Annotated in this window: 14 protein-coding genes; 8 read left to right on the top strand and 6 right to left on the bottom strand. The window is 74.3% G+C overall.

Going from position 1 to position 12,324, the window contains the following annotated elements:
• The first annotated feature begins 77 nt into the window (after nt 1–77).
• Both K6I33_RS22460 and K6I33_RS22455 read left to right on the top strand, forming a co-directional pair.
• Nucleotides 78–809 carry a L,D-transpeptidase family protein gene (locus tag K6I33_RS22460; protein ID WP_229355947.1) on the top strand — a complete coding sequence of 244 codons (732 nt, stop codon included), beginning with the start codon at nt 78–80 and terminating at the stop codon, nt 807–809.
• Between the two features lie 171 nt (nt 810–980).
• Nucleotides 981–2,681: a GAF domain-containing protein gene (locus tag K6I33_RS22455; RefSeq protein WP_229355945.1), complete on the top strand. Its 1,701-nt coding sequence runs from the start codon at nt 981–983 to the stop codon at nt 2,679–2,681.
• Between the two features lie 63 nt (nt 2,682–2,744).
• Here the strand turns inward: K6I33_RS22455 and K6I33_RS22450 are convergent, their stop codons facing one another.
• The 3 genes from K6I33_RS22450 to K6I33_RS22440 all read right to left on the bottom strand — a co-directional run bounded on the left by K6I33_RS22450 (nt 2,745) and on the right by K6I33_RS22440 (nt 5,110).
• On the bottom strand, nt 2,745–3,056 hold the full coding sequence (locus K6I33_RS22450) for a hypothetical protein (protein ID WP_229355943.1): 312 nt from the start codon (nt 3,054–3,056) through the stop codon (nt 2,745–2,747).
• Between the two features lie 135 nt (nt 3,057–3,191).
• Nucleotides 3,192–3,884: a response regulator transcription factor gene (locus tag K6I33_RS22445; RefSeq protein ID WP_308297269.1), complete on the bottom strand. Its 693-nt coding sequence runs from the start codon at nt 3,882–3,884 to the stop codon at nt 3,192–3,194.
• A 161-nt stretch (nt 3,885–4,045) separates the two neighbouring features.
• A complete protein-coding gene (locus tag K6I33_RS22440; protein ID WP_229355941.1) occupies nt 4,046–5,110 on the bottom strand; it encodes a zinc-dependent alcohol dehydrogenase family protein in 1,065 nt (354 codons plus the stop codon).
• A gap of 332 nt (nt 5,111–5,442) precedes the next feature.
• On the opposite strand from K6I33_RS22440, the gene K6I33_RS22435 reads away from it, so the two are divergent.
• Nucleotides 5,443–6,300 carry a universal stress protein gene (locus K6I33_RS22435; protein ID WP_229355939.1) on the top strand — a complete coding sequence of 286 codons (858 nt, stop codon included), beginning with the start codon at nt 5,443–5,445 and terminating at the stop codon, nt 6,298–6,300.
• Nucleotides 6,301–6,311: 11 nt separating this feature from the next.
• Here K6I33_RS22435 and K6I33_RS22430 read toward each other — a convergent pair whose 3' ends face one another.
• On the bottom strand, nt 6,312–7,550 hold the full coding sequence (locus K6I33_RS22430; protein ID WP_229355937.1) for a DUF418 domain-containing protein: 1,239 nt from the start codon (nt 7,548–7,550) through the stop codon (nt 6,312–6,314).
• A 307-nt stretch (nt 7,551–7,857) separates the two neighbouring features.
• On the opposite strand from K6I33_RS22430, the gene K6I33_RS22425 reads away from it, so the two are divergent.
• The 5 genes from K6I33_RS22425 (at nt 7,858) to K6I33_RS22405 (ending at nt 10,859) form a co-directional block, all read left to right on the top strand.
• Complete coding sequence (locus tag K6I33_RS22425; RefSeq protein WP_229355935.1) at nt 7,858–8,244, top strand: hypothetical protein; 387 nt, start codon at nt 7,858–7,860, stop codon at nt 8,242–8,244.
• 71 nt (nt 8,245–8,315) lie between these two features.
• Nucleotides 8,316–9,104 carry a transcriptional regulator gene (locus K6I33_RS22420; protein ID WP_229355933.1) on the top strand — a complete coding sequence of 263 codons (789 nt, stop codon included), beginning with the start codon at nt 8,316–8,318 and terminating at the stop codon, nt 9,102–9,104.
• 55 nt (nt 9,105–9,159) lie between these two features.
• On the top strand, nt 9,160–9,594 hold the full coding sequence (locus K6I33_RS22415; RefSeq protein WP_229355931.1) for a roadblock/LC7 domain-containing protein: 435 nt from the start codon (nt 9,160–9,162) through the stop codon (nt 9,592–9,594).
• A 92-nt stretch (nt 9,595–9,686) separates the two neighbouring features.
• Nucleotides 9,687–10,061, top strand: a complete 375-nt coding sequence (locus K6I33_RS22410) for a hypothetical protein (protein WP_229355921.1) — start codon at nt 9,687–9,689, stop codon at nt 10,059–10,061.
• Nucleotides 10,062–10,295: 234 nt separating this feature from the next.
• The gene (locus K6I33_RS22405) at nt 10,296–10,859 is read left to right on the top strand and encodes a hypothetical protein (protein WP_229355919.1); all 564 of its coding nucleotides are present in this window, start codon (nt 10,296–10,298) and stop codon (nt 10,857–10,859) included.
• A gap of 48 nt (nt 10,860–10,907) precedes the next feature.
• Here K6I33_RS22405 and K6I33_RS22400 read toward each other — a convergent pair whose 3' ends face one another.
• Nucleotides 10,908–11,780: a hypothetical protein gene (locus tag K6I33_RS22400; protein ID WP_229355917.1), complete on the bottom strand. Its 873-nt coding sequence runs from the start codon at nt 11,778–11,780 to the stop codon at nt 10,908–10,910.
• Nucleotides 11,773–12,324, bottom strand: a 552-nt coding sequence (locus K6I33_RS22395) for a hypothetical protein (RefSeq protein ID WP_229355915.1), incomplete at its 5' end; no start/stop codon positions are given. The genes K6I33_RS22395 and K6I33_RS22400, both read right to left, overlap by 8 nt.

The following is a 12,324-nucleotide window of genomic DNA, read 5'->3' as shown; positions in this document are numbered from 1 at the left end:
TCCCGAAACCTCCCCGCGCGCGTCACCGCGACTTATTCGAAGCGCAACCAAGCGGCCTCCCCGCGTGTCATACGGGCATGACAAGCGCAGCAGTGAGCAGAGCGGACGTCCGCGCACGCGGACGAGTCGGTGTTCTCCTCGGCGCGGCGGCCGTGCTGGCCGTGCCGCTGGCCGTCACGGCGGGGGCGGGGAGCGCGCAGGCGGCGACGGCCTCGTGCACCGCCGGCACCGGGCCGTACCAGAAGCAGGCCGAGCGGTTCCTTGGACGGCCCGTCGACGGGCGGCAGTCGCCCGCCGACTGCCGGGCGATCCGGGACTTCCAGCTCGACCACGGCATCAGCCCCGCCGCCGGCTACGCCGGGCCCGTCACCTGGGGCGTGATGGACCTCGTCGGCAAGCAGCGCGCCGCGGGGAGCAACCCCAACGCCGAGCGCAAGTGCCCGGTGAACAAGGGCCGGATCGCCTGCGTCGACCTGACCCGTCAGCTGAGCTGGATACAGGACGGCTCGCGGCTGGCCTTCGGGCCGGTGCCGATACGGTCCGGCCGGGACGGGTACGGGACGCGCACCGGGCTCAAGCAGATCTACTGGCGCAGCGTCGACCACTGGTCGACGATCTACAAGGTGCGGATGCCCTACAGCCAGTTCTTCGACGGCGGGCAGGCGTTCCACGCCATCGACGGCAGCGTCTGGTCGGCGCCCGGCTCCCACGGCTGCGTCAACATGCGGCGCGGGGACGCCAAAACGTACTGGTCGATGCTGAAGAACGGCGACGACGTCTACGTCTACGGGCGCAAGCCGGGCACCTGAGCCGGCGCCTGAACCGGCGCCCGAGAAGGCGCCCGAGAAGGCGCCCGGGCCGGGCCCCACAATGGCCCGGCCCCGGCTCCCGCAGCGCTCCGGCCAGCGGATACGGTGGTCTCCGGGTGGGCGGGTTTGTCCGTCCGTGACGGTTCGGACGCGCCTACGAGGAGGCACGGAATGGTGGTGCGCTTACCGCAGCTCAGGCTGGACGAGCTGCTGGAGGAGCTCCAGGCCCGGATCGACGCCGCGCGAGGCACCCGGGACCGGGTCCACAGCCTCCTGGAGGCCGTGATGTCGGTCGGGCGCGAGCTGGACCTGGAGCATGTGCTGCGCCGGATCGTCGAGGCGGCCGTGGTGCTCGTGGACGCCCGGTACGGCGCGCTGGGCGTCATCGGGCCGGACGGGCGCACGCTGTCGCAGTTCCTCACCGTCGGGCTGCCGGAGGAGCACATCCGGGCCATCGGCCCCTACCCGTCGGGCCACGGCATCCTGGGCGAGCTCATCCGCCACCCCGAGCCGCTGCGGCTGTCCCGGATCTCCGCGCACCCGGCCTCGTACGGCTTCCCGGCGGAGCACCCGCCGATGCGCAGCTTCATGGGCGTGCCCATCCGGGTGCGCGAGCAGGTCTTCGGCAATCTCTACCTGGCCGAGAAGCGGGGCGGCGCGGACTTCGAGGACGAGGACGAGGAGGTGCTGTCCACACTCGCCGTCGCCGCGGGCGTCGCCATCGACAACGCCCGGCTGTACGAGGAGTCCACCCGCCGCGAACGCTGGCTGCGGGCGGGCGCCGAGGTGACGAACCGTCTGATGTCCGGCAGCCGGCCGGCCGACGTCGTCGGCCTGATCGCCGAGCGGGCGAAGGAGATCACCTGCTCCGACCTGGTCACCGTCTCCCTGCCGCTGCCGGAGGGGGAGCCCGCGCTGACCGTCGAGGCCGCCCTGGGGGAGGGGGCCGACGAACTGCGCGGCACGGTACTGGCCGTCGGCGGCACCCTCGTCGGGAGCGCGTACACCGAGGGCCGGCCGGTCCTCAGCGCGGGCCTCGCCGCGGACCCGGCGAACGCCGCCGGTCCCTGCCGCGCCGCCGGCCCCGCCGTGGCCGTGCCGCTCACCTCCGGTGACGCGGTGCGCGGCGTGCTGCTGCTGGCCCGGGCCAAGGGGCGCGCGCCGTTCACCCAGGAGGAGACCGAGCCCCTCCTCGCCTTCGCGGGGCAGGCCGCCGTGGCCATGGAGCTCGCCGAACGCCGCGCGGACGCCGCGCAGATCGCCGTGCTGGAGGACCGCGACCGCATCGCCCGCGATCTCCACGACCTGGCCATCCAGCGGCTCTTCGCCACCGGCATGACGCTCCAGAGCGCCGACCGCTTTATCGACCACCCGGAGGCCGCCGAGCGCGTCCAGCGGGCGGTCGACGACCTCGACGAGACCATCAAGATCATCAGGTCCACGATCTTCGGCCTGCGGTCCCGGGAGACTTCCCCCCAGCACGGGCTCCGCAGCCGGGTCGTCCAGACCGTCGGCGAGGGCGGCACGCTCCTGGGCTTCGCCCCGAGCCTGCGGATGGAGGGGCTGCTGGACACCCAGGTGCCGCGCGAGGTCACCGAGGACGTCGCCGCGGTCCTGGGGGAGGCCCTGGCCAATGTGGCCCGCCACGCCGGCGCCCGGTCGGTGGACGTCGCCGTCGTCAACGACGGCCGTCGGCTGACGCTGACCGTCACCGACAACGGTGCCGGGATGCCGGAGGGCGAGGGCGGCCGCCGCAGCGGCCTGCGCAACCTCGCCGAGCGGGCCGCGCGGCACGGCGGCCGGTTGCGCCTGACAGCGCCGGCGGGCTGCGGGACGGTTCTGACGTGGAGTATTCCGCTGCCGGGACACTGAGCGGGTGGGTGACCGTCCCCTCCGGGCGGGTGTCCGGAGGGAACGGGGGTGCCGGGTCGTCGTTCAGGGCTTGGTGTCGGTGTACAGCCACCACCAGTTGCCGTGTTGCTGGCATTTGTACTGGTGCCACTCGTGGGTGTCATTCTGACCGTGGTTGCCTGCCGCGTAGCAGCAGTCCTGATCGCTTTGCCACCTGCTGCGCACGTACCAGGTCGGCGATGTCTGCTTGTCATCCGACTTGTTCGCGCTGTTGCTCGTCGCGCTCGCGGAGTCATCCGCCGGAGTCGCGACGGCCGCCCCCGACGCGCCGGCCAGCAGCAGACCCGCGGTAAGTACTGCCGCTGCCGGGGTGAGGCGGAAGGCCCTCGATTTCATGAGGTTGCCTCTCTGTTCGGTCCCTGCCCTGATAGTGGGCCTGGGTCGACCTCGCCGCCATGGGCGTGAAGGAGCGGCATCCCGAGGGCGTTCCGCGCGGGCGGGCCCGGGGGCTCGGCCTGGGCGAACGCGCTCTCAGGACGGCCGGGCGACGCTCGACGCGAGCACGGCCGCCTGGATCCGGCGCTCCACGCCGAGCTTGGCGAGCATCCGCGAGATGTGGTTCTTGACCGTCTTCTCGGACAGGTAGAGCCGCTCCGCGATCTGACGGTTCGTCATGCCGTCCCCGATGAGACCGAGGATCTCCCGCTCGCGCGGCGACAGCCCGGCCAGGCGCTCGTCCTCCGGCTCGGGCCGCTCGTCCTCGCCGCGCAGGCTGTTCATCAGGCGCGTGGTCGTCGCCGGGTCCAGCATCGACTGGCCGGAGGCGACCGTGCGGATGGCGGCCACCAGGTCGGAGCCCTTGATCTGCTTCAGGACGTAGCCGGACGCCCCCGCCATGATCGCGTCCAGCAGCGCGTCGTCGTCGTCGAACGACGTGAGCATCAGACAGACCAGCCCCGGCATCCGGGACCGCAGCTCGCGGCAGACCGTGATGCCGTCGCCGTCGGGCAGCCGGACGTCCAGCACCGCCACGTCGGGCCGGAGCGCGGGCCCGCGCGTGAGCGCCTGGGCGATGCTGCCGGCCTCGCCGACGACCGAGATGTCGTCCTCGCCGTCGAGCAGATCGTGGACGCCCCGCCGTACGACCTCGTGGTCGTCCAGGAGGAACACCCGGATCGGCCGCTCCGCGGAGAACGCCCCCGCTCGCGCTGACTGCTGCTCCACCGCTCCGGCTCCTCATCGACTCGTCGACCGTTGTGCGCGCGGGACGGCACGAGGCTGACGCCCTGTCGGTGTGCCGTCCTACCCGGATCATGATCCAGCATGCGCCGGACCGCCATGGGCCGAACGGCCCCGATCCGGCGCGGACGCGCGGCCGGACCGGATCACTCCTCCGCGATCAGCACCGCCACGCCCGTGACCCGGTCCCCCGCCAGATCCGCGAGCGCCTCGTCGGCACGGCTCATCGGGTACGGACGCACGTGCACCACCGGCCGGTGCCGCGCCACCTCCGACAGGTACGCGCGCCCGTCGGCCCGCGTGTTAGCGGTGACGCTGCGCAGCGTCCGCTCCTGGAAGAGGTGCCGCTGATAGCCGAGCACCGGGATGTCGGTGAGATGGATCCCGGCCACGGCCAGCGTCCCGCCCCGGTCGAGGGCCGCCAGCGCCACCGGCACGAGATCCCCGACGGGAGCGAACAGGATCGCCGCGTCGAGCGGCACGGGCGGATCGTCGTAGGTGCCGCCCGCCGACGCCGCGCCCAGTTCGAGCGCCAGCCGGCGGGCCGGCTCGGCACGGGTGAGGACGTGCACGGACGCGCCCTGGGCGATCGCCAGCTGCGCGGTCAGATGGGCGGACGCGCCGAAACCGTAGATGCCGAGCGCGCCGCCGGGCGGCAGCTCGGCGCGCCGCAGCGCGCGGTAGCCGATGATCCCCGCGCAGAGCAGCGGCGCGAGCTCCTCGTCCGGCGGGCCCTCCGGCAGCCGGTAGGTGAAGCGGGAGTCCGTGACCACGTGGTCGGCGTAGCCGCCGTCGATGTCCCAGCCGGTGTAGCGGGAGTCCGGGCACAGGTTCTCCCGGCCGCCGGTGCAGTAGCGGCACGTCCCGCACGCGCCCGCCAGCCAGGCGGCGCCGACCCGGTCGCCCGGGGCGAAACCCTCCGTGGCCGGCCCGGCGGCCAGCACCCGGCCGACGATCTCGTGGCCGGGCGTACGGCGGGGCGCGCGCGGCGGCAGGTCGCCCTCCGCCAGATGCAGATCGGTGCGGCACACCCCGCACGCCCGCACCTTGATCAGCAGATCGTGCGGGCCGGGTTCCGCCAGTGGTCTGCGCTCCCGGCGCAGCGGGCGCTCGGCGGCGGGCGCCGTGTGGTCGACGACCCAGGCCGTGGTCTCCGCCACGGCCGCCCCGGGCCCGGGGGATCGCGGAGCCTGCGGTTCCGGGACCGTCATCGTGCTCACCTCCGGTGCCGTCGTCCCCGGGCGGCGCCCCCGTCGGGCCCTCGCTCCTTCCACCGTGCGCCGGGCCCGGGGGGACGGCAAGGCCCGGGTGTCCCCGGGCGTGGCCCGTTCGGCCCCTGCGCGCCGCGCCGCCGTGACGGCACGCTGGTCACAGCCCGGACGGGATGTCGTCCCCGCTCGGTCCCCCGGGCGCGTGCCGGGGCCGGAAGCCGATGGCCGGCCCCGGTACGCCGCCCCGGCGGGCACGCCCCGCCGGGCGCCGTCCGGCCCGGCCCCCTGACCGACACTGGAAGGGGGACCCGGACCGGACGGAGGCGGTCGTCATGGAACCGGCACCCGTCACCGCGGGCCTGGACGGCTCGCCCGAGAGCCTGGCCGCCGCGCTCTGGGCGGCCGCCGAGGCCGACCGGCGCGGGCTCGCGCTGCGCCTGCTGCACGCCTGGATCATGCACGTGCCCGGCCCGCCGGACCTGCCGCCCGAGCGGGACCGGGACTACTGGGCGCGCCGCATCGTGCGCGCCGCCCGGACCGAGGTCCTCGGGCGTTTCCCCGCGCTGACCGTCGTGGAGGACCTGGTCGCCGACGAGCCCGCCGCCGCGCTGCTGGCCGCCGCGGAGCGCTCGTCGGTGCTCGTCCTCGGCTCACGCGGCCTGGACCGGCTGGAGAGCTTCTTCCTCGGCGACACCGCCCTGCGCGTCGCCGGGCGCGCCGAACGGCCGGTCGTGCTGGTCCGCGCGGGCACGGAGCCCTCGCCCGAGGGCGGCGTGGTGCTGGGCACCGGCCTGGAACGGCCCGCACCCGCGCTGTTCGACTTCGCCTTCACCGAGGCGGCCGCGCGCGGGGTGGCCCTGCGCGTCGTGTACGCGCGCTCCCTGCCCGTGCAGGCCTACGCCCCCTGGGGCGTCGACCCCGACATCGCCGAGGAACTCGCCGGCGACGCGGAACAGCGGCTCACGGCGGCGCTGCGCCCCTGGTGCGAGACGTATCCGGACGTGCCCGTGGTCGACAGCGTCCGGCTGGAGAGCCCGGCCCGCGCGGTCGTACGGGCCGCCGGGGGCGCCGACCTGCTCGCGGTCGGGCGCCGCGGGAACCGGCCCGCCCTGGCACCCCGCCTGGGCGCGGTCGCCCAGGCGTGCGTCCACCACGCCCCGTGCCCCGTCGCCGTGGTGCCCTACGACTGACCGGGGCGGGGTCAGCGCCGCAGGGCCCACTTCTGCGCCGACTCCAGCGGGCCGTGGGCGAACTTCCGCAGCCACAGCGTCGACCCGGCCACGAGTGCCAGGGCCACCGCCGCCCAGAGCCCCATCACCCACCACGGCCCGGTGCCCGCGAACCGGTCCGCGAGCCCCAGGCCGATGCCGTAGCAGGCCAGCACGCACAGCACGTTCTGGCCGACGTAGCAGGTCAGTGCCATCCGTCCCACCGAGCCCAGCCCGGCCGCCACCCGGCCCCGGCCGCGGCTCCGCCGACGGTCCATCAGCACACCGATCAGGCCGAGGTACCCGATGGCCACCACGGGGGCGGCGACGTAGCGGCTCAGCAGGAAGAAGTCCATACCGCCCAGGGACGTCGCCGCGTTGAGCGGCAGCCCGGCGCCCAGGCCCCAGCGGAGCATCCGGACCCGCAGCCGCCGCCCGGTCCCGTCGTCGCCGAAGACGCCCGCGCGGAACAGCCGTACGCCGAGGAGGAAGAGGAAGACCAGCAGCCCGAAGGAGAGCACGGGCTCCATGCGCAGGGCGATCGCGTTCTGGAGCCGGAAGGCGATTTGGTCGAGGTAGCCGCCGTGGGCGTAGAGGCCGACGACGCGGGGATCGGGGCCGTCGCCGCCGTCGCCCGTGCCCGCCGTCGTCGCGGCGAGGGTGAGCAGGGCCATCACCGTGAGGTGCAGCCCCGCCGCCACCCACATCGCCGTGCGGCGGACGCGTTCGGAGCGGGCGAGCAGCCGGGCCACGAGCAGGGCCGTGACCGCGTAGCCCATGAGCACGTCCCAGGCGAAGACCAGCACGAAGTGCACGGTCCCCTCGGCGAGGAGGAACAGCGCCCGCCGTCGGTAGCGGCCGGGCCAGGGCTGCCCCCGCCCGGACGCGGAAGCGAACTGGATGGCCAGCCCCACGCCGAACAGCATGGTCAGCATCGACAGGAACTTGCCGTCGGCGAGGAAGCGGAAGAGGCTCTCGGCCACCGATGACAGGGAGGGACCGGAGAGCGCGCCGCGCAGCGTGGCCCCGCCGCCGCCCGCGCCGCCGCTGAGGACGCCCCACTCCGCCCCGGGCCCGGTGAACAGCCACACGTTGGTCATCAGCGTGCCCAGAACGGCCGCGCCGCGCAGCACGTCGAGGAGCGGCAGCCGCCCCGGTGGCCCGCCGCCGGCACCGGCGCGGCCGGAGGCCGGCGCCGGTACGGGTGCGGTGGATCGTGCGGTCCGCGTCATGGAAGCCCCCGGAATCGTCGTTCTCCTCATCCTCGGCGCGTGCCGGACGGCGGACCTCGTAGGCGGTGATGAACCCTCACTACATCCTTCGGTGTACCGCCGCTCCTCCCCGGAGCCGGGTCGGCGGGGTATGCCGGCGGGGCTTATAGCACTCCCGTACATGTGCCGAGGGAAAATGCCAAAACCCTCACCCCGCACCACCGTTATCGGTTAGCTTCCGTCGCATGGGCCACGTCCCCTGGTGATCACCCCCCTTGTACCGAGACGCGGCGCTCCCTGTTGCCGTCGCGCGGCTGGAGAGGATCGTGTGACCGGAATAGACGGGTGCCTGACGGAGGCCATGGCCATTCCCGGGGCGCGGGGCGCGAGCCTGGTGGACTGGGCGAGCGGGCTCACCCTGGGGGCGGCGGGCGACGGACCGGACGGCGACCACGAGGCGTCGGCGGCGGAGGCCGCCGAACTCGCCCGGCTCGCCGTGGAGAACGGTGTGTTCACGGGCGGCGGCGCGCGCCGCGACGGGCCGGTGGAGGAGCTGATCGTCACGGCCCGGGGGAGTTACCACCTCTTCCGGTACGTGGCGACGTCGTTCGACAGCAGCGTCTTCCTCTACCTCTGGCTGGACCGTACGGAGGCCAATCTCGCGGTGGCGCTGTTCCGGATGAAGGACCTCGCGACCCGGCTGGTGTCGGCGTGACGGCGTTAGCTGGAGCTGGAGCGGTGGGAGTGGCGGGAGTGGCGGGAGTGGCGGGAGTGGCGGGAGAGGCCATGGGGCCGGGCCCGCGTACGGGCGGGGCCGTCGTGACGGCCACGCTGGACCGGCTCGCCCGGGAGCGGGCGACGGGCGCGCTGCACGGCCGGGCCGGGGCGCTCTATCTCGCCGACGGCGCCCTGGTGCACGCCGAGAGCCCCGTCGTGCCGGACGTGGGGTGGCGGCTGACGGCGGGCGGCCGGCTCTCGCGCGAGAGCTGGGAGGAGGCGGTGGCCGAGGGCGGGCCGGACCACCGCGCGGGGAGCCTGCTCGTCGAACGCGGCCGGCTGAGCCGGGGCGAGCTCGAACTGTGCCACCTCAGCGCCCTGTTCGACGCGGCCTATTTCGTGCTGTCCCCGCTCGACGGCTCCCAGCGGGCCCCCGACCGGTTCCTGCGGGAGGCCCGGCACTGGTTCGGGCCCGTCCGTCCCGTCCCCGTGGCGGCCGTGCAGCGCGAAGTGCGCCGCCGCCGGCGCCTGCTGGAGCGGGCCTGGCCCTGCCCGGAGCTCGATGTGTCCCCGGTCGTCCCCGTCGGGCGGCGCGCGGCGGCCGGGCCGGGGTGCGGGCGCGGCGCGGTGCTGGCCGCGGCCGACGGGGTACGGACGCCGACGCAGATCGCCGGGGCGCTCGGCCGCTCCGCCTTCGCCACCCTCCTCGACGTCCGGCGGCTGGCGGCGGCGGGGCTGGTGCGGACCCCGGCGCCGGGCACACCGGCGCCCCGCCCGGCGCCGGCCGCGAGGCTCCCCGCCGACGCCCCGGAGATCTCTCTGCTCCGACGGATCCGCGACGCATTGGAGGCCTTGTGACCCTGAGACGTTCCGCGACCGTGCCGGGTGCCGGCCGGGTCCCACCGATCCCATGATGAGGCGCGCGTTGAGGCAATTCGTCGTAAGGAGGCAGCCGATGACCGCCGCACCCGAGGTGCTCGCCGAGCTCCAGGGGTTACGTGTCCGGGTACCGCATCTGACCGGTGCCATGGTGGCGAGCACGGACGGGCTGGTGATCGCGCATCTCGTCACCGGTGCCGAACCGGACGGGCTGGCCGCGCTGACCGCGGCGGCCCTGGGCGTCGGGGCACGGCTCTCCGACGCCGTGGGCCACGGGGGGTTCCGGGAACTCGTCATCAGCGGCGAACTCGGCTACGTGGCCACCTACGCGGCCGGCTCCGCGAGCGTGCTGACCCTGCTGGCCGCGGCCGACGCCAATGTGGGGCGGCTGAATCTGGAGGCCCGCAGAGCGGGCGCCCGTATCGCGGAACTCGTCGACGGCGCACTGGAGCGGCAGCGCCAGGCGTAGCCGATTGCATATTTGTCCATAAATTTCCCCGCGCGCATCCCCTGCGCACACACTCACCGACGGCAATTCATCGACAAGGAAATGGATTTCCCATGGCGAACACCGAAACGGCCCTCAAGGACGCGATGAACTCGATCGACGGCGCGCTGGGCGTGGCCCTCGTCGACTACGGCAGCGGCATGGCGCTGGGCACCCTGGGCGGCTCCGCGACGCTCGACCTCAACGTCGCGGCCGCGGGCAACATGGACGTCGTCCGGGCGAAGCTGCGTGCCATGGAGCTGCTCAACCTCCAGGACAGCATCGAGGACATCCTCATCACCCTCGGTACGCAGTACCACTTGATCAGGCTGCTGACGGGCCGGGGCGGCAACGGCCTCTTCCTGTACCTGGCCCTGGACAGCAAGCGCGCCAACCTCGCGATGGCCCGCCACCAGCTCCGGCGCATCGAGGCCGAGCTGGAGGTCTGAAGCGTTTTGGCGACATGACGACCGCCACCGCGCGTGCCACCACGGGAGCCCCGCACACAGCCGTGTGCGGGGCTCCCGTGTGGTCCGCTCACGCGATGTCAACGGCGCCACGCCCGAAGTACACCCTCTGGCCGGGTGGTTGCTGGGCTGTTAGGGGAGGCCCGATTTGCGGGGTCGGCACACCCGGCGCAGGGTCGTCGTGAAGATCCCCTTCTGTTCGAAGGAGTTACCTCCATGGGTGTCCCCCGAAGATCCGGCCTGCTGGTGTCCGCCACCGTGTGCGGTGCGCTCCTCCTCGGCACCGCGGCCCCCACCACGGCCGGCACGGTGTCCGCGCCGTCCGGTGTCACCGACCACGTCCAGGCCCCGTCGCCCGACGCCGTGCGCAGGGCGGCGGGCCAGGCGATGCGGGCCATCGACGAGAACGCCGTCGGCAAGGAGGCGGCCGAGGAGGCCGCGGGCTGCGCGGCCCTCGGCCCGGAGCGGTCCCGCGCCGGGCACTGCGGGGTGATCCGGGACAACCTCGACGCGCTGGGCCGGGCCCGGGCCGGCCTGGAGCGGCAGGCGGGCACCGGACGTCCCGAGCTCCGCGCCGTCACGCTCGCCACGACCGACGCGGTCGCCGCGACCGTACGGCTCGCGAAGGAGCGGGCCGCCCGCGACGGCGGCCGGGTCGACGGCGCCGGGCTGGTCCCCGCCGTGCAGGGCCTGCTGAGCGGGCTCGTCAACACGCTCGGCAGTGTGGTGGGCGGCGTCAACGACCTGATCACCGGGCTGGTGCGGGGCCTGCTGGTCTGACACGCGGTCCGGTGTGCCGGGACGGGCGCCCGAGGCGGCGCCCGTCCGTCACCACGGCCCGAACGGGACGAGGTCCGGGCCCACGCCGTGCCAGTCGTCGCCTCCCTGGGAGACGCGGTGGAAGAGGTGCGCGGCGTACCAGACGACCAGGTCCTGGCCGTCGGTGCTCTCGCCGCCGAGGTAGGCGCCGAGCCCGTCGTCGGCCGCGGTGCCCTGCCGGCCGTAGCGGTCCTCGCTCGCGCGATAGCGCAGCAGCCACAGGTCGGAGGCGGAGAAGGCGTCCGCGGTGCCGTCGTTCGGCCCGGGCAGCACGTGGTAGCCGCGGTGGCTGTCCAGGTCGACGACGGCCCAGCTGCGCCGCGACGGCGGGTTCTTCAGCCGCTTGGTCTCGGTGCGGAAGGGGTGCCAGCCGACGCCCCAGCCCTCCTCTCCCGTATAGGTGTTGTACTCCAGCGCCAGGTCCCGCTGGGCGCCGTCGATGTCGAAGTCCAGCCGCCAGTACACATGGTGGCGGTGGTTGAAGGGGCACTGGATGCCCGCGCTGAAGAGCCGGGGCATCACCACGCCGTTCTCCCAGAACACCCAGCGGTGGGTCAGCCGGTAGGCGCTGATGGTGTGGTACGACTCCACGCTCAGGGCGCGCAGCCCCCCGCTGGTGTAGGCGTAGACGCACACCCTGTTCTGCGGACAGCGCGAGGTGGGGTGCGAGTTGTTGTAGTTGAGCGGGTCCTTGTAGGGGCCGCACGGCCCCTCGTACTGCACCCGCAGCGACGGCAGGCTGGCCTTGGCGAAGACCTGGTGCCCCCGGTAGGCGGCGCCGAGGATGACGATGCCCTCCTCGTCGGGGGCGTCCGCCAGCCGCCAGTCGAAGGTCCACACCGGCTGCTGGGCGGGCCAGCTGATCCGGCCCGACTCACTCATCGCCCTCCCCCCTTCCCGTGCCGACCACCCGCTCCTCCCCGAGGTCGACCAGGACACGCACCTGGGGCATGCGCCGGTCGGGGGAACCGAAGGCCACATAGGCGCGCCGCCGGCCGTGGTGCTCGTCGCCCTCGTGGACGTCGCTGGTCAGCAGCACCATGGGCACGGCGTCGGCCGGGGCCCGGCGCACGGCCTCGGACTGGGCGCGGGCGATCGCGACCGCCCGCTCGATCTCGGCGTCCGAGAGGGCGGGCTGCGCGGGCCCCGCGGTCATACCGGTGAGCACCGGCGGCTCGCCGTCGTCGAGGGTGAACTCCAGCGTGCGGTCGTCGGTGTAGTCGTAGACGAGCACCAGGATCGCGGGCGTCGTGCGGTCCTTGTCGTCGGAGAGCAGGCCGGCGCCCAGGAACACGTACCGGTGCCCGTCGAGCGCGGCCCGCGCCCGCGGGTCCGCGAGCACCACCGGGGTGGCGCGCTCCAGCAGCTCCTCGCCGGAGGGCACGGCCGTGGGCTCCCAGGCGACGGGCTCGGCGGGGCCGGGGGC

Origin of the sequence: Streptomyces sp. UNOB3_S3 (assembly GCF_020740895.1) — a bacterium.
Taxonomy (GTDB): Bacteria; Actinomycetota; Actinomycetes; order Streptomycetales; family Streptomycetaceae; genus Streptomyces.
The sequence above is the reverse complement of the archived record's forward strand: the minus strand, read 5'-3'. Positions and strand labels throughout refer to the sequence as shown.

Coding starts and splice junctions, on each gene's coding strand:
- K6I33_RS22450 (WP_229355943.1), bottom strand. CDS start 3,056: ATGAAATCGAGGGCCTTCCGCCTCACCCCGGCAGCGGCAGTACTTACC.
- K6I33_RS22440 (WP_229355941.1), bottom strand. CDS start 5,110: ATGACGGTCCCGGAACCGCAGGCTCCGCGATCCCCCGGGCCCGGGGCG.
- K6I33_RS22410 (WP_229355921.1), top strand. CDS start 9,687: ATGGCGAACACCGAAACGGCCCTCAAGGACGCGATGAACTCGATCGAC.
- K6I33_RS22405 (WP_229355919.1), top strand. CDS start 10,296: ATGGGTGTCCCCCGAAGATCCGGCCTGCTGGTGTCCGCCACCGTGTGC.
- K6I33_RS22420 (WP_229355933.1), top strand. CDS start 8,316: ATGGGGCCGGGCCCGCGTACGGGCGGGGCCGTCGTGACGGCCACGCTG.
- K6I33_RS22455 (WP_229355945.1), top strand. CDS start 981: ATGGTGGTGCGCTTACCGCAGCTCAGGCTGGACGAGCTGCTGGAGGAG.
- K6I33_RS22400 (WP_229355917.1), bottom strand. CDS start 11,780: ATGAGTGAGTCGGGCCGGATCAGCTGGCCCGCCCAGCAGCCGGTGTGG.
- K6I33_RS22435 (WP_229355939.1), top strand. CDS start 5,443: ATGGAACCGGCACCCGTCACCGCGGGCCTGGACGGCTCGCCCGAGAGC.
- K6I33_RS22460 (WP_229355947.1), top strand. CDS start 78: ATGACAAGCGCAGCAGTGAGCAGAGCGGACGTCCGCGCACGCGGACGA.
- K6I33_RS22415 (WP_229355931.1), top strand. CDS start 9,160: ATGAGGCGCGCGTTGAGGCAATTCGTCGTAAGGAGGCAGCCGATGACC.
- K6I33_RS22430 (WP_229355937.1), bottom strand. CDS start 7,550: ATGACGCGGACCGCACGATCCACCGCACCCGTACCGGCGCCGGCCTCC.